This is a genomic window from Roseococcus sp. YIM B11640 (assembly GCF_049727625.1).
GTDB lineage: Bacteria > Pseudomonadota > Alphaproteobacteria > Acetobacterales > Acetobacteraceae > Roseococcus.
The window spans coordinates 477,525-500,330 of the sequence record NZ_JBBJOZ010000001.1 but is presented as its reverse complement, the minus strand read 5'-3'; the positions used below and the strand labels follow the sequence as shown (position 1 = coordinate 500,330).

Genomic DNA, 22,806 nt, shown 5'->3' with positions numbered 1-22,806 from the left:
CACGGCCGATTGGCAGCTTCCTTCTTCCTCGCCCATCCTGCGGGGCAGAAAGGAAAAACCACGATGCTGAAGCCAATCGCCGCCGCCCTGCTGGCCCTCGCCGCCACCCAGGTCAGTCCCGCCCCCGCATGGGCGGCCACACCGCAATTCTGCGTCACCAACAGCAGTGCCACCATCATCCGTTCGCGCTTCAGCTATCTCTCGGCCGGGCAACGCTATCAGAGCGGCTGGGTGACCAGCGCCGCCGGACAGCAGAATTGCGTGCGGTTGCAGGACGTGTCGGAGATGGAATTCCAGGTGGACGTGAACGACTTCACCTGGAAATCGATCTGCCGCTCCAAGGCTCCGCGCCCCCTCGAAAGCGCCGTTCTCAACGTCACCGGAACCGCCTTCGGCGTGCAGTGCAACCTGCTGCAATAGGCTCTGCGCCGGGCTTCGCCGCGAATCCGGTTTGATGCGCATACTGCAGGCATGACGAACGGATTTGGGCGATGACGATGGAAGTGGCGCTGCTGGGCGTGGCGATCCTGCTGCTGCTCGCCGTGCTGGCGGTGCTGCTGACGCGGCGCGCCCCGGCCGATCCAGCCATCCCGGCGCTCCAGGTCGAACTGGCCGTCATGAAGGACACCCTGTCCCGCGACATGGCGCAGCAGAAGCTCGACCACTCGCGGGAGCTCTCCGGCTTCACCACCGAGCAGACCCGGCTGCTCGGCGAGACCATGCTGAAGCAGGCCGCGGCGCTGGCCGCGACCGAGAAGGCGCTGATGGAGCGGTTGGCCACCGGCGCCACTATGACCCAAGAAGCCACGGCCGCGCAGACCCAGGCCGTGGGCGCCGCCATGCTGAAGCAGACGGAAGCGCTCTCCGCCATGCAGGCGTCCCTGCTGGACCGGCTGGCCGCGCACGCCAAGGCGTCGCAGGAGGCCATGGCGGCCGAAACCACCCGCTCCCGCGACGTGCTGGACCGCAAGCTCAACGAGATGCGCGAGAACAGCGAGAAGCGTCTCGCCGAGATCCAGAAGAGCGTGAACGAACAGCTCGCGGGCGCGGTCGAGAAGCAGATGAACGAGAGCTTCAACCGCGTCATCGACCAGTTCACCGCCGTACAGAAGGCGATGGGCGACGTGCAGGCCGTCACCGCGCAGATCGGCGACATCAAGCGCCTCTTCGGCAATGTGAAGACGCGCGGCGGCTGGGGCGAGACGCAGGTGAAGGCCCTGCTGGACGATATCCTCCCCGAAGGCAGCTACGAGACCAATGTGCGCCTGCGCGAGGGCAGCGCCGATTCCGTCGAGTTCTGTGTCGTCATGCCGATGCAGGGGACCGAGCGCGTGCTGCTGCCGGTGGACGCGAAATTCCCCATCGAGGATTACGAGCGCCTGCTGACGGCCTGGGAGGCGGCCGACCCCATCGCGGAATCCGCCGCGCGCCGGGGCCTTGAGATCCGCATTCGGGGCGAGGCGCAGAAGATCGCGCAGAAATACATCATCCCGCCGCGCACGGTGGAGTTCGCCGTGATGTACCTGCCGACCGAGGGGCTCTACGCCGAGGTCGCGCGCATTCCGGGCCTCATCGACGATATCGGGCGCTCGCACCGCGTCCTGGTCCTGGGCCCGACTCTGCTGCCGGCCCTGCTGCGGACCATCCAGCTCGGCCACGTCACGCTCGCGCTGTCCAAGAATGCCGAATCGGTGCGCGAGCTGCTGGGCGCGACCAAGGCCGAGATGGCCAAGATGGAAGGCGTTCTGGGCCAGCTCGGCCGCCAGGTGGGCACGGTGGCCAATACCATCGGCAAGGCACAAACCCGCACGCGCGCCATCACGCGCAAGCTGCGCGGCATGGAGGCGCTGTCCGGCGAACGCGCGGAGGAGATCCTGGAAATCGGCCAGGACACCGCCGAAGAGGAAGACGAGGCCTGATGCTTCAACTCCAATCCGCCTTCGGCTTCGCGCTGCTCTGCGCGCTGTGCTGGCTGCTGGGCGGCTGCAAGCGCCATGTCTCGGCCCGCGCGGTGATCGGCGGCGTGGTCGGCACCATCGCCGTCGCCGCGCTGATGCTGAACATCCCACCGCTGCGCGCCGCCTTCGCCTATATCGGCCGGGCCGTGGACGCCCTGGCGCGCTCGACCCAGGCCGGCACCTCGCTGGTCTTCGGCTATCTCGGCGGAGGGCCGCTGCCCTATGCCGAGACGGCACCGGGGGCAAGCTTCATCCTCTTTTTCCAGGCGCTGCCCATTCTGCTGCTGGTCGGCGCGCTCTCGGCGCTGCTCTACCACTGGCGGGTACTGCCCTTCGTGGTGCGCGTGCTGGCCGTCGCCCTTCGCAAGCTGCTCGGGCTGGGGGGCGCGGCGGGCTTCTCCGTCTCCGCCAACGTCTTCGTGGGAATGGTGGAGGCCCCGCTGCTCATCCGCCCCTGGCTGGGCCGCCTGACCCGGTCGGAGCTCTTCGTCGTCATGGTCGCGGGCCTTGCGACCATCTCGGGCAACATGCTGGTCGTCTACGCGCTGATGATCTCCCCGCTCGTCCCCGATGCGGCCGGCCACCTGCTGACCGCCTCGCTGATGGGTGCGCCGGCGGCGGTGCTGGCTGCCCAGCTCATGGTCCCCTCGACAGGCGTTACGGAGGGCGAGGCAGAGGCCCCGCGCCTTTACGACAGCAGCATGGAGGCCATCGTCCAGGGCACGACGGACGGGCTTCAGCTTCTGCTCGGCATCATGGCGGCGCTCATCGTCTTCGTGGCGCTGGTGGCGCTGGGCAACGAGATCGTCCAGCCCCTCCTCGGCATCCAGCTGCAGCAGATCGCGGGCTGGATCCTCTGGCCGCTGGCCTGGGCTATGGGGACGCCCGCGGCCGAGGCGCAGGCGGTCGGCCGGTCGCTCGGCATCAAGCTCGTCATCAATGAGTTCGTAGCCTATCTCGACTTCGCCCGCTCGGGCGGCGAGGCGATGTCCGCCCGGACCCGCCTGATCCTGAGCTACGCGCTCTGCGGCTTCGCCAATTTCGGCTCGGTCGGGATCATGCTGGGCGGGATGTGCACCATGTGTCCCGAGCGCCGGGCCGAGATCGTTTCGCTGGGCCTCCCTGCCCTGGCGGCGGGAACCATCGCCTGCTGCATGCTGGGCGCGGCGGTCGGGGTGCTGACGCCGCCGTAATGCCGGGCTAGCTTCCGCGGACCAGCGGAGCCCGACATGTCCCATCTCGTCCATCGCAACCTGCGCGCCGACCCGCCCATCGCGGTCTCCGGCAGCGGCATCTGGCTTCGCGAGGCCTCGGGCCACGAGGTGATCGACGGCTCCGGCGGCGCGGCCGTTGCCTGCCTCGGGCACAGCCACCCGCATGTGCTGGCGGCGATGCGCGCGCAGCTGGAAAAGCTGACCTACGCCCATACCGCCCTCTTCTCCTGCGAGAGCGCCGAGAAGCTCGCGGACATGCTGGTCGGCCACAAGCCGGGCGGGCTGAGCCACGCCTACTTCGCCTCCTCCGGCAGCGAGGGGATGGAGGCGGCGATCAAGATGGCCCGCCAGTACTTCCTCGAGGCCGGGCAGCCGCAGCGCACGCGCTACATCGCCCGCCGCCAGAGCTATCACGGCAATACGCTGGGCGCGCTTTCGGCTGGCGGCAACGCCATGCGGCGCAAACCCTATGCACCGATCCTGAGCCAGGCCTTCAGCCATGTCTCGCCCTGCTATGCCTATCGCGACCGCGCGGACCACGAGACCGACGCCGACTACGTCCAGCGGCTGGCCGACGAGCTGGAGGCCGAGTTCCAGCGCCTCGGCCCCGATACCGTCATCGCCTTCTGCGCGGAGACGGTGGTGGGCGCGACGCTCGGCTGCGTCGCGGCCCTTCCCGGCTACTTCCCGGCCATGCGCGCGGTGTGCGACCGCCACGGCGCGCTGCTCATCCTGGACGAGGTGATGTCCGGCATGGGCCGCTGCGGCACCATGCACACCTGGGAGCAGGAGGGCGTGGTCCCCGATATCCAGGTCATCGCCAAGGGCCTGGGCGGCGGCTATCAGCCCATCGGCGGCATCCTGGCGCAGGAGAAGGTGATCGACACCATCCGCGCGGGCTCCGGCGGCTTCATGCACGGCCACACCTACCAGGCGCATCCCATGGCCTGCGCGGCGGCGATGGCGGTGCAGGAAGTCATCGCGAAGGACAACCTGCTCGGCAACGTGCAGGCCATGGGCGCGCTGCTGGAACAGCGGCTGACCGAGCGGCTCGGCAACCACCGCAACATCGGCGACATCCGCGGCCGCGGCCTTTTCTGGGCGATCGAGCTGGTGCAGGACCGCGGCACCAAGGCCGTCTTCGACCCGAAGCTCAAGATCAACGAACGCGTGAAGCAGGAAGCGTACAAGCGCGGCCTGGGCTGCTATCCCATGGGCGGCACCATCGACGGGCTGCAGGGCGACCACGTGATCCTGGCGCCCCCCTACACCGTCACATCCGCGGAGGTGGAGATGATCGTGGAGCGTTTCGGCGATGCCGTGGAGGCCGCCCTTGTCGGGTGAGGTGACGCGCGAGCACGTCATCCTCGCCTACCGCATGATGCTGGGCCGCGAGCCCGAGAGCGAGGACGTCATCCAGCACGGCATGACGAACTGGCCCGACCTCGCCAGCCTCGGCAAGGCCTTCGCGGGCAGCCAGGAGTTCGGGCAGCGCCACGGCGTCAACATCCACGGCATGACACCCCTCGATGCCGGGCCGATGGAGGTCGAGACCGAGGCCGATCCGAAGACGCTGGCCCGCATGATCAACCAGCTCGGCCATTACTGGAGCCAGATCGGCGAAAGCGCGCCCCATTGGTCGGTCCTGACCGAGGAGCGCTACCTGCCGGAGAATGTCGGCCCCAACCTCATGGCCTTCTACAGCCAGGGAGCCTGGGACGCGCGGCTGCTGGAGGCCGCCCTGGCCCGCATCGGACGGAAGCCGCAGGAATTCATGCACTGCGTCGAGTACGGCTGCGGCGTCGGGCGCGTGACGTTGCATCTGGCGGGCCTCTTCAAGAGGGTGACGGGGCTCGACATCTCCGCGCCTCATCTCAAGCTGGCCGGGGTCGCGATGCGCGAGGCGCAGTGCGAGAACGTGACGCTGAGGCGCGTCACCGCCGCCAACATCATGCCGGTCGGCGAGTGCAATCTCTGGTTCTCGCGCATCGTCCTGCAGCACAACCCGCCGCCGGTCATCCTGCACATCCTGGGCCGCGCCTTCGCGAGCCTCAAGCCGCGCGGCGTCGCCGTGTTCCAGGTCCCGGTCTGGCTCGAAGGCTACAAGTTCCGCAACGCCGAGTATCTCTCGCGCGAGCTCGGCACCGAGATGGAGATGCATGCGGTGCCCCAGCGCGCGGTGCTGGAGCTCGCCTATCGTCACGGGATGATCCTGCGCGACGTGCGCGAGGACAACTTCCTCGTCGGCGCGCCGGGGCGCGCCGTCTCGAACACCTTCGCCTTCGAGCGGATCTTTTGATGCCCTCAGGCGCCGGGCCGATGTTCGCCTAGTTCCAGCCCGGATCGGTCCACACGGCATCCGGGTTCAGCGGCCAGGCCGGCGGCAGGCGGCGCCAGGTGAAGTTGGTCAGCACCGGGCTGGTGAGCCCGGCGCTGTCCACCTCGAAGACGCGGTCCGGCGGGAAGAATTCGTCGAAGCCCGCGCGGAAATGCCCGCGGCTCTTGACCACCATCGTCTTCGCGGCGGCGATGTCGATCCCGTGCATCTCCAGCGTGCGTGGCTCGTGGCATTGCCGGCGCAGGCTGATGACCACGACACGCATCCCGGAATCGTCCAGCTCCAGCAGCGCGGTCGGGCCGAGGTCGAAGCGTCTCCCGGCCATGGAGCCACGCCGGCCGACGAGTTGGCCGTCCGTCGTCTTCAGCACACGCGCGCCGCTCTCGAAGCGTTCGGAGAACTCGCTTGGCTCGCGGTTGAAGACGGCGTGGAAATGCGCGCCCTCGCCCAGTCCCTGCGCCTCGGCCGCCAGCGCCGGATCGACGAAGAGGCCGAGCACCACGCCCGGTGCCCGCGCCTCATGCAGCTTCCGGAGCGTATAGGCCGTGCTGCCGCGCCCGCCGCCGCCCGGATTGTCGCCGGCATCGGAGAAAATGACGGGCGCGACCTCTCCCCGCCCCGCCGCGAGCGCGAGTTCCGCGGCCTCGTCCAGGCTCAGCAGCCGGCGCGTGTGTCGCGCGCGCTCGGCCCAGCCGCGCCGGGCCAGCTTCGCGCAGGCGCGCCGGGCCGCGCCCATGTCGCCGTCGCGCGCCGTCACGGTGACGGTGATGCCGCATTTGGGCAGGTCGCTGAAGGTGAAGCCGCCAGTGACGCTGGCGTTCAGGATGGCGGGATCCTCGGCCATGATGGCCTCGGCATCGCGCACCAGGTCGGCATAGGGCCCCTCGGCCGTCAGCAGCGTGACGGAGGGCGGCGTCAGCGGCAGGCGGATGAAGGCCTTCGCGGTCCGCATGCCGGTCAGCAACTCGCGCATCGCATCGGCCGCCTCGGCGCCGCGCGCCAGCATGTCGACATGCGGGTTGGTGCGATAGGCAATCAGCGCGTCGCAGTTCTCCACCAGCTTCTCGCTGACGTTGCAGTGAAGGTCATGCGTCACGACGATGGGCACGCCGGGCCCCACCACCTCGCGGACCATGGCCAGCATGGTGCCGTCGCTGTCCTCGTCGCCGGTCGCGCTGCTCGCCCCATGGCTGCCGATATAGACGCCGTCCACCGGCAGCGCGGCGGCCAGGCGGCTTCGCATCTCGTCGAGGAATGCCAGGAACACCGCCTGCGCGATCGGCCCGCCCGGCGGCGCGGCCACGACCAGGCCGGGGCAGGGCGTCCAGCCGCCCGTCTCGTCCATGCGGCGGTAGAAACCCGTCACCTCCAGCGGCAGCGTCGAGGATTCGGCGCGCGCCAGCTCCGTCATCGCCGCGCCGCGCGCGATGCAAAGACACTCGAAATCCTCGAGCACGGTGGGCGGCGCGAAGGCATTGGCCTCCAGATGCAACCCCAGGATGGCGATACGTGGCGCCTGCTTCACTTGAATCCCCCGGATGGACGCGAGGCTACGAGTGGATAAGCTTCCCTCCATGACGTCAATCGCGCGCGTCCTGTCCCTTTTGGAAACCCTCGTCGGCTTCGACACGACGAGCGCGCGGAGCAATGCGCCGCTGATCGAATTCGTGCGCGGCGAACTCGCCTCCCAAGGCATCGATAGCCGCGTGACGATGGAAGGCGAGAAAGCCAATCTCCACGCCATCATCGGCCCGCGCGTCGCTGGGGGGCTCGCGCTCTCCGCCCATGTGGACTGCGTGCCGGTGGAGGGGCAGGACTGGCTGGCCGATCCTTTCGTCCTGCGGCGCGGGAATGGCCGCGTCACGGGCCGCGGCACGACGGATATGAAGGGCTTCGTCGCCTGCATCCTCGCCATGGTGCCCGAGATGCTGGCCGCACCGCTGAAGCGGCCGCTCCACATCTGCCTCACCCATGACGAGGAGACGACCTTCCGCGGTGCCGAACGTCTGATGGACGAGCTCGGCGCGGATGCGCCACCACCTGGCCTCTGCATCGTGGGCGAGCCGAGCTCCATGACGCCCATCATCGCGCACAAGGGCTATGCGAGCTGGGATGCCGTGATCACCGGCCTCTCCGGCCACTCGTCCCGCGCGCATGAGACGGCGAATGCGCTGATGGCGGCGGCCGAGGCCGTCGCCTGGCTGGCGGAAGCCGCGCGCGTCCAGGCGCGCGAGGGGCGGCGGGTGGCGGGGTTCGAACCGCCCTACACCACGATCCATACCGGCATCTTCCATTCAGGCACCGGGCTCAACATCGTGCCGGACCGCGCGGAATTCTCCTTCGAGATCCGCGCCGTGCCCGGCGACGACGCGAACGCCATCCTCGAGCGCTTCACGGCGCATATCGAAGCCACGATCATGCCGCGCCTCCGCGCCGTGCACCCGCAAGCCGCGTTCCGCGTGACGCCGCGCGCCCTGGCGCCGCCGCTGGGCCTCGAAGAAGGGCATCCGCTGGTGAGCCTCGTGCAGCGCGCCTCGGGCAGCAATGCGGCGGGCTTCGTGAGCTACGGAACGGAAGCGGGTTATTTTCAGCGTGCCGGCATCCCCGCCATCGTCTGTGGCCCCGGTGACATCGCCCAGGCGCACCAGCCCGAGGAATGGATCGCCGAATCGCAGCTCATGGCCTGCTGCGACTTCCTCTCCCGCCTCATCGCCGACCAGAGCCGCGATCCGGCATGAGGCCGCACCTGCCCCCCACACTGGAGGCCCTGATGCGCGATGCGGGGGCGCCCCGGCAGACGCTGCGGCTGCGCACCCCCGATATCCGGCCCTGGCTGGAGGGCAATGCCGGGCCGGGCATATGGAGCTTCGGCAGCGGGGTGAAGGGGCCGCATGTGTGCATCGTCGGCGTCACGCATGGCAACGAGATTGCGGGCGCTGTGGTGCTGGACAATTTCCTGCGCGCCGGTCTTCGTCCCTCGCGCGGGCGCCTCTCGCTCGTCTTCGGCAATCTCGAAGCCTTCAGCCGCTTCGATCCCGACGACCCCACCGTCACCCGCTTCCTCGACGAGGATCTGAACCGCGTCTGGGCCCCGGAACTGCTGGACGGCAAGCGCGATTCCAGCGAGCTGCGGCGCGCACGGCAGATCCGCCCCGTGCTGGATACGGCCGACGTGGTGCTGGACCTGCATTCCATGCTCTGGCCGTCCGATCCGCTCACCCTCACCAACGGCCTGCCGCGGGCGCTGGACCTCGCGACGGCCCTGGCCGAGCCCATGCTGGTCGTCGCCGACCAAGGGCACGAGGCGGGCAAGCGCATCGTGGATTATGGCCGCTTCGCCGCTCCCGGCGGCACGGGGCGTGCCCTTCTCATCGAGGCCGGATGGCATTGGGAGCCGGAGACCGTCGCCCGGATGGATCGCATCGCCCGCCGCCTCCTGGCGCTGACCAGCGTGGTGCCCGCGCCGCTCGCGCCGCTGCAGCCCCCGCGCATCGCCCATGTGACGGAAACCGTGACCGCTCGCGGCCGCGACTTCATCTTCGCCAAGCCCTGGCGCGGCGGTGCCGTGGTGCCGGAGCGCGGCACGCTGATCGCGCATGACGATGGGCGCGAGATCCGCACCCCGCATGACGATTGCGTGCTGGTGATGCCCATGCTGCTGACGCAGCCAGGCCAGACGGCGATCCGCTTCGCGCGGCTATGAAGGCTCGCCCTGGATGGGGTCCGCACCCATCCGGCTCAGCATCTCGGTGATCTCGGCCGTCGCGGCTTCCACATCCGGAAGCGAGATGCCCTTGGAGACGAGCGCCACGCCGCCGCCGGGAAAGCCGGTCGCGCCGGGCACGGGGCGATAGAAGGGGTAGCTGCCGATGTCGAGATCGGGGAAGCGCTTCTGAATCGCCTCCAGCCCCTCGGCGATATTGCCTTCGAAGACACCCACGGCATGGACCGATCGCGAGACGACCGGCACGCCGCCCACCAGCGTCGGCGCCAGTACCTCGAACATCGCCTGCATGATGCGCGGCACGCCCGCCATCACATGCACATTGCCCATGGTGAAGCCGGGCGCGCTGGTGATCTCGCTGCGGATCGGCACGGCGCCGAGCGGCAGGGTCGCCATGCGCAGCCGCGCCGCGTTCATCTCCACCGGCGGGTCGCGGCGGGCATAGTCGGCCGCCATCAGCGCGCGGCTCTCCTCATGAACGGCCCAGGGCACGCCGAAGGCGGCGGCGATGCATTCGCTGGTGATGTCGTCATGGGTCGGGCCGATACCTCCCGTGGTGAAGACATGGTCGTACTTGGCGCGCACCTCGTTCACGGTCGAGATGATCGTGTCCGGCACATCGGGGATCACGCGCACCTCGCGCAGGGGAATGCCGAGCTCGCCCAGCCGGGTCGCGAGGAATTGCAGGTTGGCGTCGCGCGTGCGACCGGACAGCACCTCGTTGCCGATGATGAGCAGGCAGGCCGTCGGATTCAGCATTCTCGTATCCCTTCCGCCTCTGCCCGTCAGAGGAAATCCCGCAGCAGCGCCACCAGCGGCTCATCCGCCGGCGGCATCGGATAGTCGCGCAGCTTGTCGGGCCGCACCCAGGCGAGCTGCTGGCCCTCCTTCGGCGTCGCCCTCCCCTGCCATTTCCGGCAGATGTAGAGCGGCATCAGCAGGTGGAACTTCGCATAGGCATGGCTCGCGAAGAAGAGCGGCGAGAGGCAGGATTCATGCGTCTCGATGCCCAGCTCCTCCTGCAGCTCGCGGATCAGGGCGGCCTCGGGCGTCTCGCCGTCGTTCAGCTTGCCGCCCGGGAATTCCCAGAGGCCGGCGAGCGTCTTGCCCTCGGGGCGCTGCGCCAGCAGCACGCGCCCGTCGCCATCCACCAGCGCGCAGGCGACGACGAGCAGGATGGGCTTGGCCGCCGGCGCGGGGCGTTGTGCCGCCTTCCGGCGGAACATGGTCACCGGCATGTTGCGGTTGCGGGAGAGGAACTGCTGCACGCCCGGCCCGGCTTCCTCGAAGCCGAGCTTCCGCAGCACCGCCTGGGAGGCGAGGTTGTCCGTCAGCGCGCTGGCCTCGAACTCCGAGACCCCGAGCTTCTCCTCCGCCCAGCCCAGCAGCGCCGCGCCCGCCTCGCCCGCCACGCCCTGTCCCCAGAACTTGCGGCCGACCCAGTAGCCGATCTCGGGCAGCGCGTTCCGCTTGAGCGTGAGGCCGATGCAGCCCACCAGGGCGCCGTCCCGCGTGATGGCGAGGTGATAGGCGTCGCCCGAATCGATCTGCTCGCCCGCGGAAGCGATCCAGTCCAGCGCCAGCTGCTCGCGATAGGGGAAGGGCACGCGGGCCAGGTTGCCCGCGACCGAGTAGTCGTTCACCAGCCGCGTCACCGCCGCTGCATCCGAGGGCTCGAGCCGCCGAAGCTCGAGCCGCTCGGTCACGATGGGAAGATCAGCTGCGGTAACTGCCATTGATATCGATGTAGCCATGCGTGAGATCGCAGGTCCAGACGCGGGCCTTGCCGGTGCCGAGGCCGATATCCACGGTGATCTCGACCTCGCGGCCCTTCATGTGCGCAACGACGGGCGCCTCATCATAACCGGGGATGACGCCGCCCTCGCGCGCCATCCAGGTGCCGCCGACGGCGACGGAGAGCTTGTCGCGGTCCGCCGGCTCGCCCGCCTTGCCGACGGCCATGACGATGCGGCCCCAATTGGCGTCCTCGCCCGCGATCGCCGTCTTCACCAGCGGCGAATTGGCGATGGCCATGGCGATGCGGTGCGCCGACTTGGCGCTGACCGCACCCGTCACGTCCACCGTGATGAGCTTCTGCGCGCCCTCGCCGTCGCGCGCGACCATCAGCGCCAGCTCGTGCAGCACCTCGCCCAGGGCTCGGGCGAAGTCCTTCAGCATCGGGCCGCCCTCCGCGGGCACCCGCGGGTGCTTCGCCTGGCCGGTGGCGAAGAGCAGAACGGTGTCGGAGGTGGAGGTGTCGCTGTCCACCGTCACGCAGTTGAAGCTCTTGGCATTGGCCTTCACCAGCAGCTTCTGCAGCGCGGCCGCCGGGATCTTCGCGTCGGTCGCGATGAAGGAGAGCATGGTCGCCATGTCTGGCGCGATCATGCCGCTGCCCTTGGCGATGCCGCAGATCGTCACCGTCGAATCGCCGATCCTCGCCGTCCGGGTCGCGCCCTTGGGGAAGGTATCGGTGGTCATGATGGCCTTGGCCGCCGACTGCCAGGAATCGGCCTCCAGCTTGCCCACGGCGCCCGGCAGGGCGGCGAGCAGCACGTCCGTCGGCAGGCGTTCGCCGATCACGCCCGTGGAGGCGATGAAGACCTCCTTGGGCTTGCAGCCGATGAGCTTGGCCGTCTCGGCCGCCGTGCGCTCGCAGGTCTCGCGGCCGGCGCGGCCGGTGAAGACGTTGCTGTTGCCGGCATTCACCACCAGCGCCCGCGCCTTGCCGCCCTTGAGCGCGGCGCGGCACCAGTCCACGGGGGCGCCGGGGCACTTGTTCATGGTGAAGACGCCCGCGACCGTGGTGCCGGCGGCGAAGCGGAAGACGGTCATGTCCTCGCGCGCCTTGTACCGGATGCCGGCGGCGATGCTGGCGCATTCGGCACCCGCCACGGGCGGCATTTCCGGCAGCGGCAGCGCGAGGGGGGAGATGGCGGTGGTCATGTCGTCGAACTCAGCCCTTCAATCTGGCGATCCAGGTGCCGAAGGCCGCCATCAGCCGGCCCACGGCATCGCGGGTCTGCTGGTCGGTCAGCTTGCCTTCGGCGTCGAACTTGTCCTGCGCGCGGATCACGTAGACCTCCGGCGAGGGCATGGTCAGCGCGCCGCAGCCCTGCAGCGTCTGGCGCAGCTGCGCCTGGGCGCGGGCCGTTCCGATCAGGCTCATGGAGGCGCCCAGGATCGCGACCGGGCGGTTGATGAAGGGCGTCCTGGGCTCTCCATGCGGGCGGGACAGCCAGTCGACGGCGTTCTTCAGCGGCCCGGCGATGCCGTAATTATACTCGGGACAGCCGATGAGCAGCCCGTCGGCCGCCTTGGCGCGCAGCCGCAGTTCGGCGACCGCCTCGGGCATGCCTTCCTTCTCCAGGTCCTCGTCGAAGACGGGGATGCCGCGAATCTCGGCCATCTCCACCTCCATCCCCGCGGGCGCCAGCTCGGCGGCGGTGCGGAGAAGGGAACGGTTGTAGCTCGCGGCGCGGAGGCTGCCGCAGATGGCGAGAACCTTCATGGAGCTACCTCCGGGGCTGCGGCGCTCGCGCGGGCGCCGGCGGGTCGGCCTGGACGGCCGGGGCGGGCGCTTCAGCCGGAGGGGCATCCAGCCGCTCGATCCGGGCGGCGGAGCGGAAGCGTTGCACCGCGGCCTCCACCTCCTCCTGAATCAGGGTCTGGCGCAGCGTATCGCGGCTTTCCTCGAAGCTCGGCCCGCGGGAATTACGGCGCTCCTCCACCTTGATGATATGCCAGCCGAATTGGGTGCGGACCGGCTGCGGGCTCACCTGGCCGGGCTGGAGGGCGAAGGCGGCCGTGGCGAACTCGGGCACCATGTCGCCGCGCCGGAAAAAGCCGAGGTCACCCCCGTTGCGGGAGGCCGGGTCGGTCGAGCGGCGGCGGGCGACCTCCTCGAAATTCGCGCCCCGCTGGATTTCCTGGAGGATGGTGCGGGCATCCGCCTCGTTGGCCACCAGGATGTGGCGGGCATGGACCTCTTCCTCGGCCGGGCGGCCGGCGGCGTCGCGCTCGTAGCGGGCGCGCAGCGCCTCGTCGGTGATCCGAGGTATGATCTCGCGGCGGAGCAGGGTATCGCGCAGCTCGCTCTCCTCGGCCAGGCGGAGGCGGCGGCGCACCTCCGGATCCTGGTCCAGCCCGTCGCGGCGGGCGGCCTGGACGAGCGCACGGTCGCTGATGGCGCGGTCAACCAGCTGCTCGAAAACCTGCGGGGGCAGCATGCTGCGGAGCGTGGCAGCCGGGACCTGCCGCAGCTCGGGCGGCATGGCCTCGGCGGCGGCGGAAATCACATCCTCGAGACGGATTTCCTCGCCGTTCACGCGGGCTACGACCGGATTCGGCTCCCCGGCCGGGGCCGCGGGCGCGGCGGCGGGAGGGGTGGCCGCCGGGGGGGTGGCCGGGGCCGGCGTGGCGGCCGGAGGGGCCGCCGCCGGGCGGGTGCCCTGCGCGAAGGCAGGCGGCAGCGCGCCCCAGGGCGTGACCAGGAGGGAGGCCAGCAGCAACCGGGAGAGGGGGCTCATGATTCGCGATCCTTGGGTGGGCGGACAATGGCGGAAGGGCTCGCGCCCCACAACCCGGCTGGCCTTCGGGAGTTTCGGCACGTTGACCCGGCGGCATGCCGCGCCTACCTGTCACCCGCCCCCTATCCGCGCGTCCGCGCGCGGTTCCCGGAGAGTTTCGCCACTCATGTTCTCCCGTCTTGCCCGTGCCATTTTCGGTTCCGCGAACCAGCGCTCGCTGAAGCGGTACGAGGCGCGCGTCCCCGCGATCAACGCCCTGGAATCCCAGATGGAGGCCCTCCCCGACGAGGAGCTCCGGGGCAAGACGGCCGAATTCAAGCGCCGCCTGGCCCAGGGCGAGGATCTGGACGACATCCTGATCGAGGCCTTCGCCACGGTGCGCGAGGCCTCGAAGCGCGTCATGGGCATGCGCCATTTCGACGTGCAGCTCATCGGCGGCATGGTCCTGCACGACGGCAAGATCGCCGAGATGAAGACCGGCGAGGGCAAGACGCTGGTCGGCACGCTGCCGGTCTACCTCAACGCGCTCGCGGGCAAGGGCGTGCATGTCGTCACGGTCAACGACTACCTGGCTACACGCGACTCGGAATGGATGGGCAAGCTCTACGGCTTCCTCGGCCTCACGACCAAGGTGATCGTGAACGGGCTGAGCGACCAGCAGCGCTGGGAAGCCTACAATGCCGACATCACCTACGGCACGAACAACGAGTTCGGCTTCGACTACCTGCGCGACAACATGAAGTACCGGCTGGATGAGATGGTCCAGCGGCCTTTCTACTACGCCATCGTGGACGAGGTGGACTCGATCCTGGTGGACGAGGCGCGCACGCCGCTCATCATCTCCGGCCCCACCGAGGACACGTCGGACCTCTACCGCCGCGTCGACATGGTGATGGCCGAGTTCGTGAAGGACGAGGAGCGCTTCGAGAAGGACGAGAAGCAGCGCACGGTCGCCATGACGGAGAAGGGCGGCGAGGATATCGAGCGCCTGCTCGAGGAAGCCGGGGTGCTGACGGAGGGCAACCTCTACGACCCGCACAACGTCTCCATCGTCCATCACGTGAACCAGTCGCTGCGTGCGCACGTGCTGTTCAAGCGCGACGTGGAATACGTGGTCCGGCAGGACAAAATCGTCATCATCGACGAGTTCACGGGCCGCATGATGGAAGGCCGCCGCTACTCGGACGGGCTGCACCAGGCGCTGGAAGCCAAGGAGCACGTGACCGTCCAGCCCGAGAACCAGACGCTCGCCTCCATCACCTTCCAGAACTACTTCCGCCTCTACCCCAAGCTCGCCGGCATGACCGGCACGGCCGCGACCGAGGCCGACGAGTTCGCGGAGATCTACAAGCTCGAAGTGGTCGAGATTCCGACCAACCTCCCCGTCGCGCGCATCGACGAGGATGACGAGGTCTATCGCACGGCGATGGAGAAGTACGAGGCCGTCATCAAGCTCATCGGCGAGTGCAAGGAGCGCGGCCAGCCCTGCCTCGTCGGCACGACGAGCATCGAGAAGTCGGAGCTGATCTCCAGCCTGCTGAAGCAGCGCGGCATCGCCCACCAGGTGCTGAACGCCCGCTACCACGAGCAGGAGGCCGGCATCGTCGCCCAGGCCGGCCGCCCGGGCGCCGTCACCATCGCGACCAACATGGCCGGCCGCGGCACGGACATCCAGCTCGGCGGCAATGCCGAGATGCTGGCCCGCGCCGAGGTGCCCCGCAACGAGGACGGCAGCGAAGGCGAGGGCTTCGAGGAGGCGCTAGCCCGCCACAAGGCCGAGGTCGAGGCCGCGAAGCCGATCGCCAAGGCCGCCGGCGGCCTCTTCGTCATCGGCACGGAGCGGCATGAGAGCCGCCGCATCGACAACCAGCTGCGAGGCCGCTCCGGCCGCCAGGGCGACCCCGGCGGCAGCCGCTTCTTCCTCTCGCTGGAAGACGACCTGATGCGGATCTTCGGCAGCGACCGCATGGGCGGGATGCTGACGAAGCTCGGCCTCAAGGAAGGCGAGGCCATCATCCATCCCTGGATCAACAAGGCGCTCGAGAAGGCGCAGATGAAGGTCGAAGCCCGCAACTTCGACATGCGCAAGAACGTCCTGAAATACGACGACGTGATGAACGACCAGCGGCGCGAGGTCTACGCGCAGCGCCGCAGCTTCATGGAGGCGAACGAGCTCGCCGAGACCATCCAGGAGATGCGCGCCGAGACCATCGACGACATGGTCCGCCGCGCCATCCCCGAGAATGCCTATCCCGAGCAGTGGGACCTGGAGGGGCTGGAGAAGCGCACGCGCGACGTGCTGGGCCTCGACCTGCCGGTCGTCGCCTGGGGCCGCGAGGAAGGCATCGACGAGGTCCAGGTGCGCGAGCGCATCGAGGAAGCGGCCGACCAGCTCGCCGCGTCCAAGGCCGCCAATGTCGGTCCCGAATTCATGCGGATGGTCGAAAAATCCGTCCTGCTGCAGATCTTCGACCAGGTGTGGAAGGAGCATCTGCTGGCGCTTGACCACCTGCGCCAGGGCATCGGCCTGCGCGCCTATGGCCAGCGCGACCCGCTGAACGAATACAAGCGCGAGGCCTTCGTGCTGTTCAACGGCATGCTGGAGGAGCTGCGCGAGCGCGTGACGGCCATCCTCATGCGCGCCGAGTTCGCGCCCAACATGCCGCCGCCCATGCCGGAGCCCGTGGTCGTCACCGACATGCGCCACCCCGCGCCCGCCGAGGAATACGCGATGGAGGCGGGCCCCGCCCCCGCCTACGGGGCCGCGGCCGGCGAGCGGACCGAGCGGGTGATGGTCGAGGAGGTCGATCCCAATGATCCCTCCACCTGGGACCGCACGCCCCGCAATGCCCCCTGCCCCTGCGGGTCGGGCAAGAAGTACAAGCATTGCCACGGCAAGAGCTGAGACACACGATCCCTTCTTGGCGCTTTTCCGTGTTTTTGTTACAAAATGGAAACACGGGAACTTGGTCCCCCAGGGAGATGTCAGCATGAGCGCGCCGCTGGAGCGCCGCGTTGCCCTCGCAGTGGCCGGCAGCGCACTTTTCGCGCCGGCCCTGCGCGCCCAGACCGCGGTTCAGGCCCAGGCGGCCTGGAATCCTTCCCGCCCGATCACGATCATCGTCGGCTTTCCGCCCGGCGGCCGCACCGACGGCGCCGCCCGCATGATCCGCGCCGGGATGCAGACCGCCCTCGGCGTGCCGGTGGAGGTGGATAACCGCGGCGGGGAGTCCGGCAATTCGGGGACGGAGGCCGTGATGTCCGCCCGCCCCGACGGCCACACGCTGCTGGTCGGCAATATCGCTCCCATGGCCATCAACCCGCACACCATGGAGGGCATGTCGCTCGACCCGCGCGAGATGGCGCCGGTGGGCATGATCCTGCAAACCTCCCTGATCCTCGCCGCACACCCCTCGATCGGCGTGCGGGACCTCGCGGGGCTTCGGAGCTGGATCGCGGCGCAGGGCGGCCAGGGCATCCCCTATGGCTCACCCGGCACCGGCACCCTCTGCCACCTCGCCATGGAGTTGCTGCGCGAGCGCCTGGGCGAGCCCGCCTTGACGCATATCCCGGTGCGCGGCTCCTCGGCCGCCATCCATGAGCTCACGGCCGGGCGGGTGAAGCTGCTCTTCGAGGGCGCGGCGAGCCTGGCGCCCAAGATCCGGTCCGGCGCCGTGACGGGCATCCTGGCGACGGGCGCCACGCGCTGCCCCGCCCTGCCGCAGATCCCCACCGCCGCCGAGCAGGGACTGGAGAATTTCAGCTTCACCTCCTGGATCGGCCTGTTCGCCCCGCGCAAGACGCCCGCGTCCATCCTGGCGCGCCTCAACGCGGCGCTGAACACGACCCTGGCCGACAATGGCCTGCGCGAGCGCTCGGCCGGGCGCGGCGACGAGACCGGCGGTGGCCCGCCCGACACCATGGGCCGCGTCATGCTGGCCGACTACAACCGCTGGGGCACGGTGGCCCGCGAAAACAACATCCGCGCCGAGGACTGATCCGGGCATGCTGCGCCTCTATCTCTCGCCCGGCTCCAGTTCCATGGCCGCGCATATCGCGCTGCACGAGGTCGGCGCGGCCTTCGAGACGGTGCAGCTCTCCTTCGACCGGAAGGAGACGCAGACCCCGGAATTCCTCGCCATCAACCCGGCCGGCAAGGTGCCCACGCTGCTGGTCGACGGGCGTCCGCTGACGGAAGTGGCCGGCATCCTCTTCTACCTCGCCCGCCGCTTTCCCGAGGCCCGGCTGCTGCCTGAAGGGGCCGAGGAGCAGGCGCATGTCGTCTCCTGGATGTCTTTCTGTGCCTCCAGCGTGCATCCGGCGCGGCGCCTGGGAACGGAGCACGCGGTGGCCGTCTACCGCATCGTGGAAGAGAAGCTTGGCGGGCGGGAATGGTGCGTCGGCGCCTATTCCATCGCGGACATTCACCTCTTCCGGCTCTTCTGGCGCTTCCGGAACTCGCTCGGCCAGCCGGCCGGCACTTTCCCGGCTCTGGAGGCGCACTACGACCGCATGATGGCGCGGGCGGCGGTGCAAAGGACCATCGAGGCCGAGAAGGCCATGGGCTACGAACTGCCGGCCTGACTCACACCATCCGCAGCAGCGTGTCGTCCTTCCGGATCGCCTGATGGAAGATCACGCCGCCGATATGGGCGCAAAGCAGCAGCAGGATCGTCCAGCCGAGCCACACGTGACCCGCCAGCAGCGCATTCGCCAGGCCTTCGTTTGCCTCCATGAACTTCGGCAAGTTGATGAAGCCCAGGTAGGCCGTGTCGTCGCGCAGGGGGAAGCCGAAGGCATTGGTGGTGAAGAAGCCCAGCAGCGGCTGCAGGATCAGCGCGACATACAGCAGGTGATGCACGGAATTCGCCGCCACCCGCAGCATCGGCGGCAGGCCGGGGTCGAGCGGCACCGGATGCTTCACCTTCCACCAGAGCCGCAGCGCCGCCACGATCAGGATGGTGAGCCCCGCGCTCTCATGGATCGCGTAGAAGGCCATCTTGTGATCCTCGGCGATGTGCTGGATCACGAATCCGGTGGGCAGCGCCACCGCCATCAGGACCACGGTGATCCAGTGGAACCACTTGGCCGTCGTGCCGTAACCCATCGCCCTGCCCCCGATGTCCGGACCATCCTGGCATGGGCTTGATCGCGGCGCACGCGGATTGGTCGGTGGCGCCCGGCAAACGTTGGGCCTGCGTCGCCCGATCCAGCCCCGGCGGCTGGCGGGTCGAGGCACCGAGGCCGGTTCCTGAGCTCGGCCGCCTCGCCGGGGATCTGTTGCGGGAGGGCGTGCCGGCCGCGCTGGGGCTGGACCTGCCGCTCGGCGTGCCGCGCCATTACGCGGCACGGCGGCCGGAGCCGGGCTTCGTGGAATTCCTCCGCGCCCGCGCGGGCGATGCGCGCTTCTTCACGGTCAACGAGACGCTGGAGACCGTGGGCCTCGAGGCGCCCTTCTACCCGCGCCGGGGCCTGAAGGGCATGACGCGGGCGAGCCACGCCGCCGCGCTCGGCCTGCCGGACGCCCAGGCACTGCATCGCTGGTGCGACAGCGCCACCGCGCTGCGCCCCGCCGGCGCGCCGCCCTTCTGGACGCTGGGCGCCAACCAATCGGGCAAGGCCGGGCTGTCCGCCTGGCGCGACTGGTTGGCGCCCGCTTTGGCGGAAGGCGCGCCCATCGGGCTCTGGCCCTTCGCCGGGCCGCTGCACGGGCTGCTCGGCGCCGGGCGGCTGGCAGTGGCGGAGGTATACCCGGCGGAGGCGCTGCGGCAGCTCGGCCTGCGGCTGCGCGGCAGCAAGCGCGACCGCGCCGCGCGGCTCACCCTCGCGGAGCCCCTGCGCGAAGCGATGGCCCGCTTGTGCGCCAGGCCGGAGCCTGCGCTCTCCGCGGCCATCGCGGATGGCTTCGGCGCCGATCCGGCGGGCGAGGACCGGCTGGACTGCACCCTCGGCCTGCTCGCACTCATCGCCGTGATCGACGGCGCGCAGCCCGACTTCATCCCGGAGGACGAAGCCGTGCGGCGCTGGGAGGGCTGGGTTCTCGGCCAGCAGGAATTGCCGCGCGGCTACGCCGGATAGGCGCTCTTCCGCGCGAGGGCCACCATCAGCTCGAGCATCGGCGCCTTCACCCCGGCCTGGCGCGCCAGCTGCAGCGGGACGGTGAAGAGCGCGTCGAACTCCAGCGCCCGCCCCTGCTCCAGATCCTGCAGGATGGAGGGCTTGTGCGCGATGCCGACGGAGCGCTGCATCAGCTTCTCCGGCTCGCCCGGCACAGGATGGCCGAGCGCCTTGGCGATCTCCATCCCCTCGCGCAGCACGGCGAAGGCGGTGTCCAGGATCACCGGCTCGTCGAAGGTGCTCTTCATGTCCCGGCGCGAGAGCAGGCAGATCGGCCCGTTCGCGAGGTTGTTGAGCAGCTTCGTCCAGATATCCGTCCGGATGTCCCTGGACACGACACCGCCCATCCCGCCCGCATCCAGCACGGCCGCGATCTCCTGCACGCGAGGGGAGGCGCTGCCGTCGAGCTCGCCGAAGGCCACGCGGCTGCTGACGCTCTGCACCTTCACGGTGCCCGGGCTCGTCACGGTGCAGGCCGACCAGACGACGCCGCCGATGGTGCGGGCGAGGCCGATCTTCGAGCGCACGGCTCCGCCGGGATCGAGGATCGCGAGGTCGTCGTTCCACCACCAGGGAATCCCGTTGATGACGAAGACGACGGGCGTGTCGGGTCCCAGCAGCGGCGCGATGCTCTCGGCCACGCTGCCCAGCGCAGGCGCCTTCACCGTGACCACCACGGCGTCCTGGGCGCCGAGCTTCGCCGGGTCCTGCTCGGCGCGGACCTTGACGTTGAAGGTTTCGTCCGGCGTCTCGACGGTGATGCCGTTGGCCCGGATGCCATCGAGCTGCGGGCCGCGGGCGACGACGCTCACCTCCGCCTTGCCGCCCTTCGCCATGCGGCCGGCGACATGGCTGCCGATGGCGCCGGTGCCGAAAACGGTGATCTTCATTTCGAGTGATCCTTCATGGCGGCCAGCAGCGCGCTGGCCGCCTCGACGAAGCGCGCGACGATGCGCGCGCCATGATCGGCGCTGGCGCCCGACGGGTCCGCCGCCGCGACGCCGCCGGCCGCCACTTCCTCCAGCTCGATCGGCACGCCGATATCCACGCCCGCCGCGCGGATGGTCCCGAAGCCGCTGACCGGCAGGCCCAGGAAGGGCGGCAGGGGTTGGCGCGGCTTCATCGCCCCGGGCACACAAAGATCGGGGCGCAGATGCTGCGCGACGGAGGCGATCGGGTCGCCGCCATGGCCGAGCGCATCCGCCTTGCCGCCCAGCTCCTGCTGCCAACCCCCGGCAGACTTCCACAAGTGCAGCACGGGCGCGACCACGCCGTGGCCATGCCGGAGCCGGCGCTGCGCCTCCTCGATGGAAGCGATGTTCCCGCCATGCCCATTCAATATAAGGATGCGCTTCGCGCCGCCCTCGTGCAGCGCGACCAGCATCTCCGTCACGACCTCGGTCAGCGTCGAGGGGCTGAGCGCCACGCCGCCGGGGACGCCCCGGAAGAAGTCGGCCCCGCCGAAGGCGAGCGGTGGCAGGACCAGCGCCTCGCCGGTCGCCTCCGCGATGCGTAGCGCGATGGCCTCGGCGAACAGGTAGTCGCCCATCGGCAGCGCGGGACCATGTGTCTCCGTACTGCCGAGCGGCATGAGCACGGCGTGCCCCGCCGCGATGCGCCGCGCCACTTCCGGCGCGGCGAGCTCGGCGATCCTCACTTCAGCAGATCCGTGGCGATGCGCGACAGCGCCTGCACGCCGAGCGCGATGCAGCGCTCGTCCGGCTGGTAGAAGGCGTTGTGCAGCCGGTCCTCCCGGCCCTCGGCGCCGGAGCCCACGCGCAGGTGGAAGGCCGGCGCGCGGGAGGCGAATTCGGAGAAATCCTCGGCGCCCATCGAGGGGTCGCTGTTCTCCAGCTCCTGGCCGAAATGCGTGGCGACAGATGCGATGGCGGGCTCCAGCACGCGATCGTCATTATACAGAGCGCCGCAGAGGCGCGTGTACTCGATCGTCGCCTCCATGCGCATCGCGGCGGCCGAGGTCTCGACCAGGCGCCGGATCGCGCGCTCCGCCGTCTCGCGCGCCTTGGGGTGCAGCGTGCGGACGGTGCCCTTCAGCGTCACGCGCTCGGGGATGATGTTGTGCGTGGTGCCGCCCTGGAACATGCCGACGGTGACGACGCAGGAATGGATCGGGTTCTGCTCGCGGCTCACCACCGTCTGCAGCTGCGTCACGATATGCGCCGCACCCACGATGGGATCGACCGCCGCGTCCGGATGCGCGGCATGGCCGGACTTGCCGCGCAGCACGATGTCGAACTTGTCGGCGGCGGAGAGCGAATAGCCTCGCACATAGCCGAAGCTGCCGACTTCCATTTCCGGGTGGTTGTGGAAGCCGAGCGCGATGTCGATGCCCTCCGCCGCGCCATCCGCGATCATCGCCTTCGCGCCGCCCAATACTTCTTCGGCGGGCTGGAAGACCAGTAACACGCGGCCCGCGAGATTGGGCGCGAGACCCTTCAGGACCTCCGCCACGCCCAGCAGCGTGCTCGTGTGGATGTCATGTCCGCAGGCGTGCATCTTGCCCGCGACTTGGCTGGCGTAAGGAAGACCGGTTTCCTCCTGGATCGGCAGCGCATCCATGTCGGCGCGAATGGCAAGCGTCGGCCCAGGGCGCCCGCCCTCGATCACGCCGAGCACGCCCGTCCCACCCACGCCCGTGCGCGGCGCGATACCCATGCGCTCCAGCTCCGCGGCGACGATGCCGGCGGTGCGCACCTCCTCGAAGCCCAGCTCGGGATGCGCATGGATGTCGCGGCGTATTTCGATGAGGCGCGGCTCGATCTCCGCGGCGTGCTCTCGGATGCGCGCGGCAATGTCGTTGGTCAGCATGTCCGGTCCATTCTGGTGCGTTGCAATAATCTTCCCCCGTCGATTTCCGCTGTCCAGACGCGCTTGCCCCCGCTAAGCGACCATGCCATAGCCGAAT

At 69.5% G+C, this 22,806-nt stretch carries 21 protein-coding genes; 11 read left to right on the top strand and 10 right to left on the bottom strand.

Features of this window, described 5'->3' with window-relative positions; translation table 11 throughout:
- Positions 1–63: 63 nt before the first annotated feature.
- The 5 genes from WJM96_RS02560 to WJM96_RS02540 all read left to right on the top strand — a co-directional run bounded on the left by WJM96_RS02560 (position 64) and on the right by WJM96_RS02540 (position 5,471).
- Positions 64–420 (top strand): hypothetical protein, encoded by a 357-nt coding sequence (locus WJM96_RS02560; protein ID WP_424810853.1) that lies wholly within the window; start codon positions 64–66, stop codon positions 418–420.
- A gap of 71 nt (positions 421–491) precedes the next feature.
- The gene (locus tag WJM96_RS02555) at positions 492–1,919 is read left to right on the top strand and encodes a DNA recombination protein RmuC (protein WP_424810852.1); all 1,428 of its coding nucleotides are present in this window, start codon (positions 492–494) and stop codon (positions 1,917–1,919) included.
- Positions 1,919–3,151 (top strand): NupC/NupG family nucleoside CNT transporter, encoded by a 1,233-nt coding sequence (locus WJM96_RS02550; protein ID WP_424810851.1) that lies wholly within the window; start codon positions 1,919–1,921, stop codon positions 3,149–3,151. Before WJM96_RS02555 ends, WJM96_RS02550 begins: the two co-directional genes overlap by 1 nt.
- 36 nt (positions 3,152–3,187) lie before the next feature.
- The gene (locus tag WJM96_RS02545; protein ID WP_424810850.1) at positions 3,188–4,516 is read left to right on the top strand and encodes an aspartate aminotransferase family protein; all 1,329 of its coding nucleotides are present in this window, start codon (positions 3,188–3,190) and stop codon (positions 4,514–4,516) included.
- On the top strand, positions 4,506–5,471 hold the full coding sequence (locus WJM96_RS02540) for a class I SAM-dependent methyltransferase (protein WP_424810849.1): 966 nt from the start codon (positions 4,506–4,508) through the stop codon (positions 5,469–5,471). The genes WJM96_RS02545 and WJM96_RS02540 overlap by 11 nt, the downstream gene beginning before the upstream one ends.
- Before the next feature lie 28 nt (positions 5,472–5,499).
- Here the strand turns inward: WJM96_RS02540 and WJM96_RS02535 are convergent, their stop codons facing one another.
- Positions 5,500–7,035 (bottom strand): M81 family metallopeptidase, encoded by a 1,536-nt coding sequence (locus tag WJM96_RS02535; protein WP_424810848.1) that lies wholly within the window; start codon positions 7,033–7,035, stop codon positions 5,500–5,502.
- Between the two features lie 49 nt (positions 7,036–7,084).
- Here WJM96_RS02535 and argE point away from each other — a divergent pair, with 49 nt between their 5' ends.
- A complete protein-coding gene (gene argE / locus WJM96_RS02530; protein WP_424810847.1) occupies positions 7,085–8,248 on the top strand; it encodes an acetylornithine deacetylase in 1,164 nt (387 codons plus the stop codon).
- 32 nt (positions 8,249–8,280) lie between these two features.
- Positions 8,281–9,213 (top strand): peptidase M14, encoded by a 933-nt coding sequence (locus WJM96_RS02525; RefSeq protein ID WP_424810846.1) that lies wholly within the window; start codon positions 8,281–8,283, stop codon positions 9,211–9,213.
- Here the strand turns inward: WJM96_RS02525 and WJM96_RS02520 are convergent.
- The 5 genes from WJM96_RS02520 to WJM96_RS02500 are packed head-to-tail and all read right to left on the bottom strand — an operon-like array spanning position 9,208 to position 13,763.
- Complete coding sequence (locus tag WJM96_RS02520) at positions 9,208–9,990, bottom strand: competence/damage-inducible protein A (RefSeq protein WP_424811811.1); 783 nt, start codon at positions 9,988–9,990, stop codon at positions 9,208–9,210. The genes WJM96_RS02525 and WJM96_RS02520 overlap by 6 nt on opposite strands.
- Before the next feature lie 29 nt (positions 9,991–10,019).
- Entirely contained in the window at positions 10,020–10,970 is a 951-nt protein-coding gene (locus tag WJM96_RS02515) for a bifunctional GNAT family N-acetyltransferase/(deoxy)nucleoside triphosphate pyrophosphohydrolase (RefSeq protein ID WP_424810845.1), read from the bottom strand.
- A complete protein-coding gene (argJ, locus tag WJM96_RS02510) occupies positions 10,951–12,180 on the bottom strand; it encodes a bifunctional glutamate N-acetyltransferase/amino-acid acetyltransferase ArgJ (protein ID WP_424810844.1) in 1,230 nt (409 codons plus the stop codon). Before argJ ends, WJM96_RS02515 begins: the two co-directional genes overlap by 20 nt.
- A 10-nt stretch (positions 12,181–12,190) precedes the next feature.
- Entirely contained in the window at positions 12,191–12,745 is a 555-nt protein-coding gene (locus tag WJM96_RS02505; RefSeq protein WP_424810843.1) for an NADPH-dependent FMN reductase, read from the bottom strand.
- Between the two features lie 4 nt (positions 12,746–12,749).
- Complete coding sequence (locus WJM96_RS02500) at positions 12,750–13,763, bottom strand: peptidylprolyl isomerase (protein ID WP_424810842.1); 1,014 nt, start codon at positions 13,761–13,763, stop codon at positions 12,750–12,752.
- A gap of 166 nt (positions 13,764–13,929) precedes the next feature.
- Between WJM96_RS02500 and secA the strand changes: the two genes are divergently transcribed.
- The 3 genes from secA (at position 13,930) to WJM96_RS02485 (ending at position 18,347) form a co-directional block, all read left to right on the top strand.
- Positions 13,930–16,668 (top strand): preprotein translocase subunit SecA, encoded by a 2,739-nt coding sequence (gene secA / locus WJM96_RS02495; protein ID WP_424810841.1) that lies wholly within the window; start codon positions 13,930–13,932, stop codon positions 16,666–16,668.
- A gap of 85 nt (positions 16,669–16,753) precedes the next feature.
- On the top strand, positions 16,754–17,761 hold the full coding sequence (locus WJM96_RS02490) for a Bug family tripartite tricarboxylate transporter substrate binding protein (RefSeq protein WP_424810840.1): 1,008 nt from the start codon (positions 16,754–16,756) through the stop codon (positions 17,759–17,761).
- 7 nt (positions 17,762–17,768) lie between these two features.
- Positions 17,769–18,347 (top strand): glutathione S-transferase family protein, encoded by a 579-nt coding sequence (locus WJM96_RS02485; protein ID WP_424810839.1) that lies wholly within the window; start codon positions 17,769–17,771, stop codon positions 18,345–18,347.
- A gap of 1 nt (position 18,348) precedes the next feature.
- On the opposite strand, the gene WJM96_RS02480 is transcribed toward WJM96_RS02485, so the two are convergent.
- A complete protein-coding gene (locus WJM96_RS02480; protein ID WP_424810838.1) occupies positions 18,349–18,870 on the bottom strand; it encodes a cytochrome b in 522 nt (173 codons plus the stop codon).
- A 32-nt stretch (positions 18,871–18,902) separates the two neighbouring features.
- Between WJM96_RS02480 and WJM96_RS02475 the strand changes: the two genes are divergently transcribed.
- Entirely contained in the window at positions 18,903–19,841 is a 939-nt protein-coding gene (locus WJM96_RS02475; RefSeq protein ID WP_424810837.1) for a hypothetical protein, read from the top strand.
- Here the strand turns inward: WJM96_RS02475 and WJM96_RS02470 are convergent.
- Genes WJM96_RS02470 through WJM96_RS02460 form a run of 3 tightly spaced genes read right to left on the bottom strand, consistent with a single transcriptional unit; the run spans position 19,829 to position 22,709 of the window.
- Positions 19,829–20,770 carry a ketopantoate reductase family protein gene (locus tag WJM96_RS02470; protein WP_424810836.1) on the bottom strand — a complete coding sequence of 314 codons (942 nt, stop codon included), beginning with the start codon at positions 20,768–20,770 and terminating at the stop codon, positions 19,829–19,831. The two genes, WJM96_RS02475 and WJM96_RS02470, sit on opposite strands and share 13 nt — an antisense overlap.
- Entirely contained in the window at positions 20,767–21,537 is a 771-nt protein-coding gene (locus WJM96_RS02465; RefSeq protein ID WP_424810835.1) for a creatininase family protein, read from the bottom strand. The genes WJM96_RS02470 and WJM96_RS02465 overlap by 4 nt, the downstream gene beginning before the upstream one ends.
- Entirely contained in the window at positions 21,534–22,709 is a 1,176-nt protein-coding gene (locus tag WJM96_RS02460) for a M20 metallopeptidase family protein (RefSeq protein ID WP_424810834.1), read from the bottom strand. Before WJM96_RS02460 ends, WJM96_RS02465 begins: the two co-directional genes overlap by 4 nt.
- Positions 22,710–22,806: the final 97 nt, after the last annotated feature.

What these genes read in the sequence shown, in the direction of transcription:
- WJM96_RS02470 (WP_424810836.1), bottom strand. Translation starts at nt 20,770, where the DNA reads ATGAAGATCACCGTTTTCGGCACCGGCGCCATCGGCAGCCATGTCGCC.
- argJ (WP_424810844.1), bottom strand. Translation starts at nt 12,180, where the DNA reads ATGACCACCGCCATCTCCCCCCTCGCGCTGCCGCTGCCGGAAATGCCG.
- WJM96_RS02525 (WP_424810846.1), top strand. Translation starts at nt 8,281, where the DNA reads ATGCGCGATGCGGGGGCGCCCCGGCAGACGCTGCGGCTGCGCACCCCC.
- WJM96_RS02555 (WP_424810852.1), top strand. Translation starts at nt 492, where the DNA reads ATGACGATGGAAGTGGCGCTGCTGGGCGTGGCGATCCTGCTGCTGCTC.
- WJM96_RS02475 (WP_424810837.1), top strand. Translation starts at nt 18,903, where the DNA reads ATGGGCTTGATCGCGGCGCACGCGGATTGGTCGGTGGCGCCCGGCAAA.
- WJM96_RS02545 (WP_424810850.1), top strand. Translation starts at nt 3,188, where the DNA reads ATGTCCCATCTCGTCCATCGCAACCTGCGCGCCGACCCGCCCATCGCG.
- WJM96_RS02505 (WP_424810843.1), bottom strand. Translation starts at nt 12,745, where the DNA reads ATGAAGGTTCTCGCCATCTGCGGCAGCCTCCGCGCCGCGAGCTACAAC.
- WJM96_RS02490 (WP_424810840.1), top strand. Translation starts at nt 16,754, where the DNA reads ATGAGCGCGCCGCTGGAGCGCCGCGTTGCCCTCGCAGTGGCCGGCAGC.
- WJM96_RS02485 (WP_424810839.1), top strand. Translation starts at nt 17,769, where the DNA reads ATGCTGCGCCTCTATCTCTCGCCCGGCTCCAGTTCCATGGCCGCGCAT.
- secA (WP_424810841.1), top strand. Translation starts at nt 13,930, where the DNA reads ATGTTCTCCCGTCTTGCCCGTGCCATTTTCGGTTCCGCGAACCAGCGC.
- argE (WP_424810847.1), top strand. Translation starts at nt 7,085, where the DNA reads ATGACGTCAATCGCGCGCGTCCTGTCCCTTTTGGAAACCCTCGTCGGC.
- WJM96_RS02480 (WP_424810838.1), bottom strand. Translation starts at nt 18,870, where the DNA reads ATGGGTTACGGCACGACGGCCAAGTGGTTCCACTGGATCACCGTGGTC.
- WJM96_RS02460 (WP_424810834.1), bottom strand. Translation starts at nt 22,709, where the DNA reads ATGCTGACCAACGACATTGCCGCGCGCATCCGAGAGCACGCCGCGGAG.
- WJM96_RS02515 (WP_424810845.1), bottom strand. Translation starts at nt 10,970, where the DNA reads ATGGCAGTTACCGCAGCTGATCTTCCCATCGTGACCGAGCGGCTCGAG.
- WJM96_RS02500 (WP_424810842.1), bottom strand. Translation starts at nt 13,763, where the DNA reads ATGAGCCCCCTCTCCCGGTTGCTGCTGGCCTCCCTCCTGGTCACGCCC.
- WJM96_RS02560 (WP_424810853.1), top strand. Translation starts at nt 64, where the DNA reads ATGCTGAAGCCAATCGCCGCCGCCCTGCTGGCCCTCGCCGCCACCCAG.
- WJM96_RS02550 (WP_424810851.1), top strand. Translation starts at nt 1,919, where the DNA reads ATGCTTCAACTCCAATCCGCCTTCGGCTTCGCGCTGCTCTGCGCGCTG.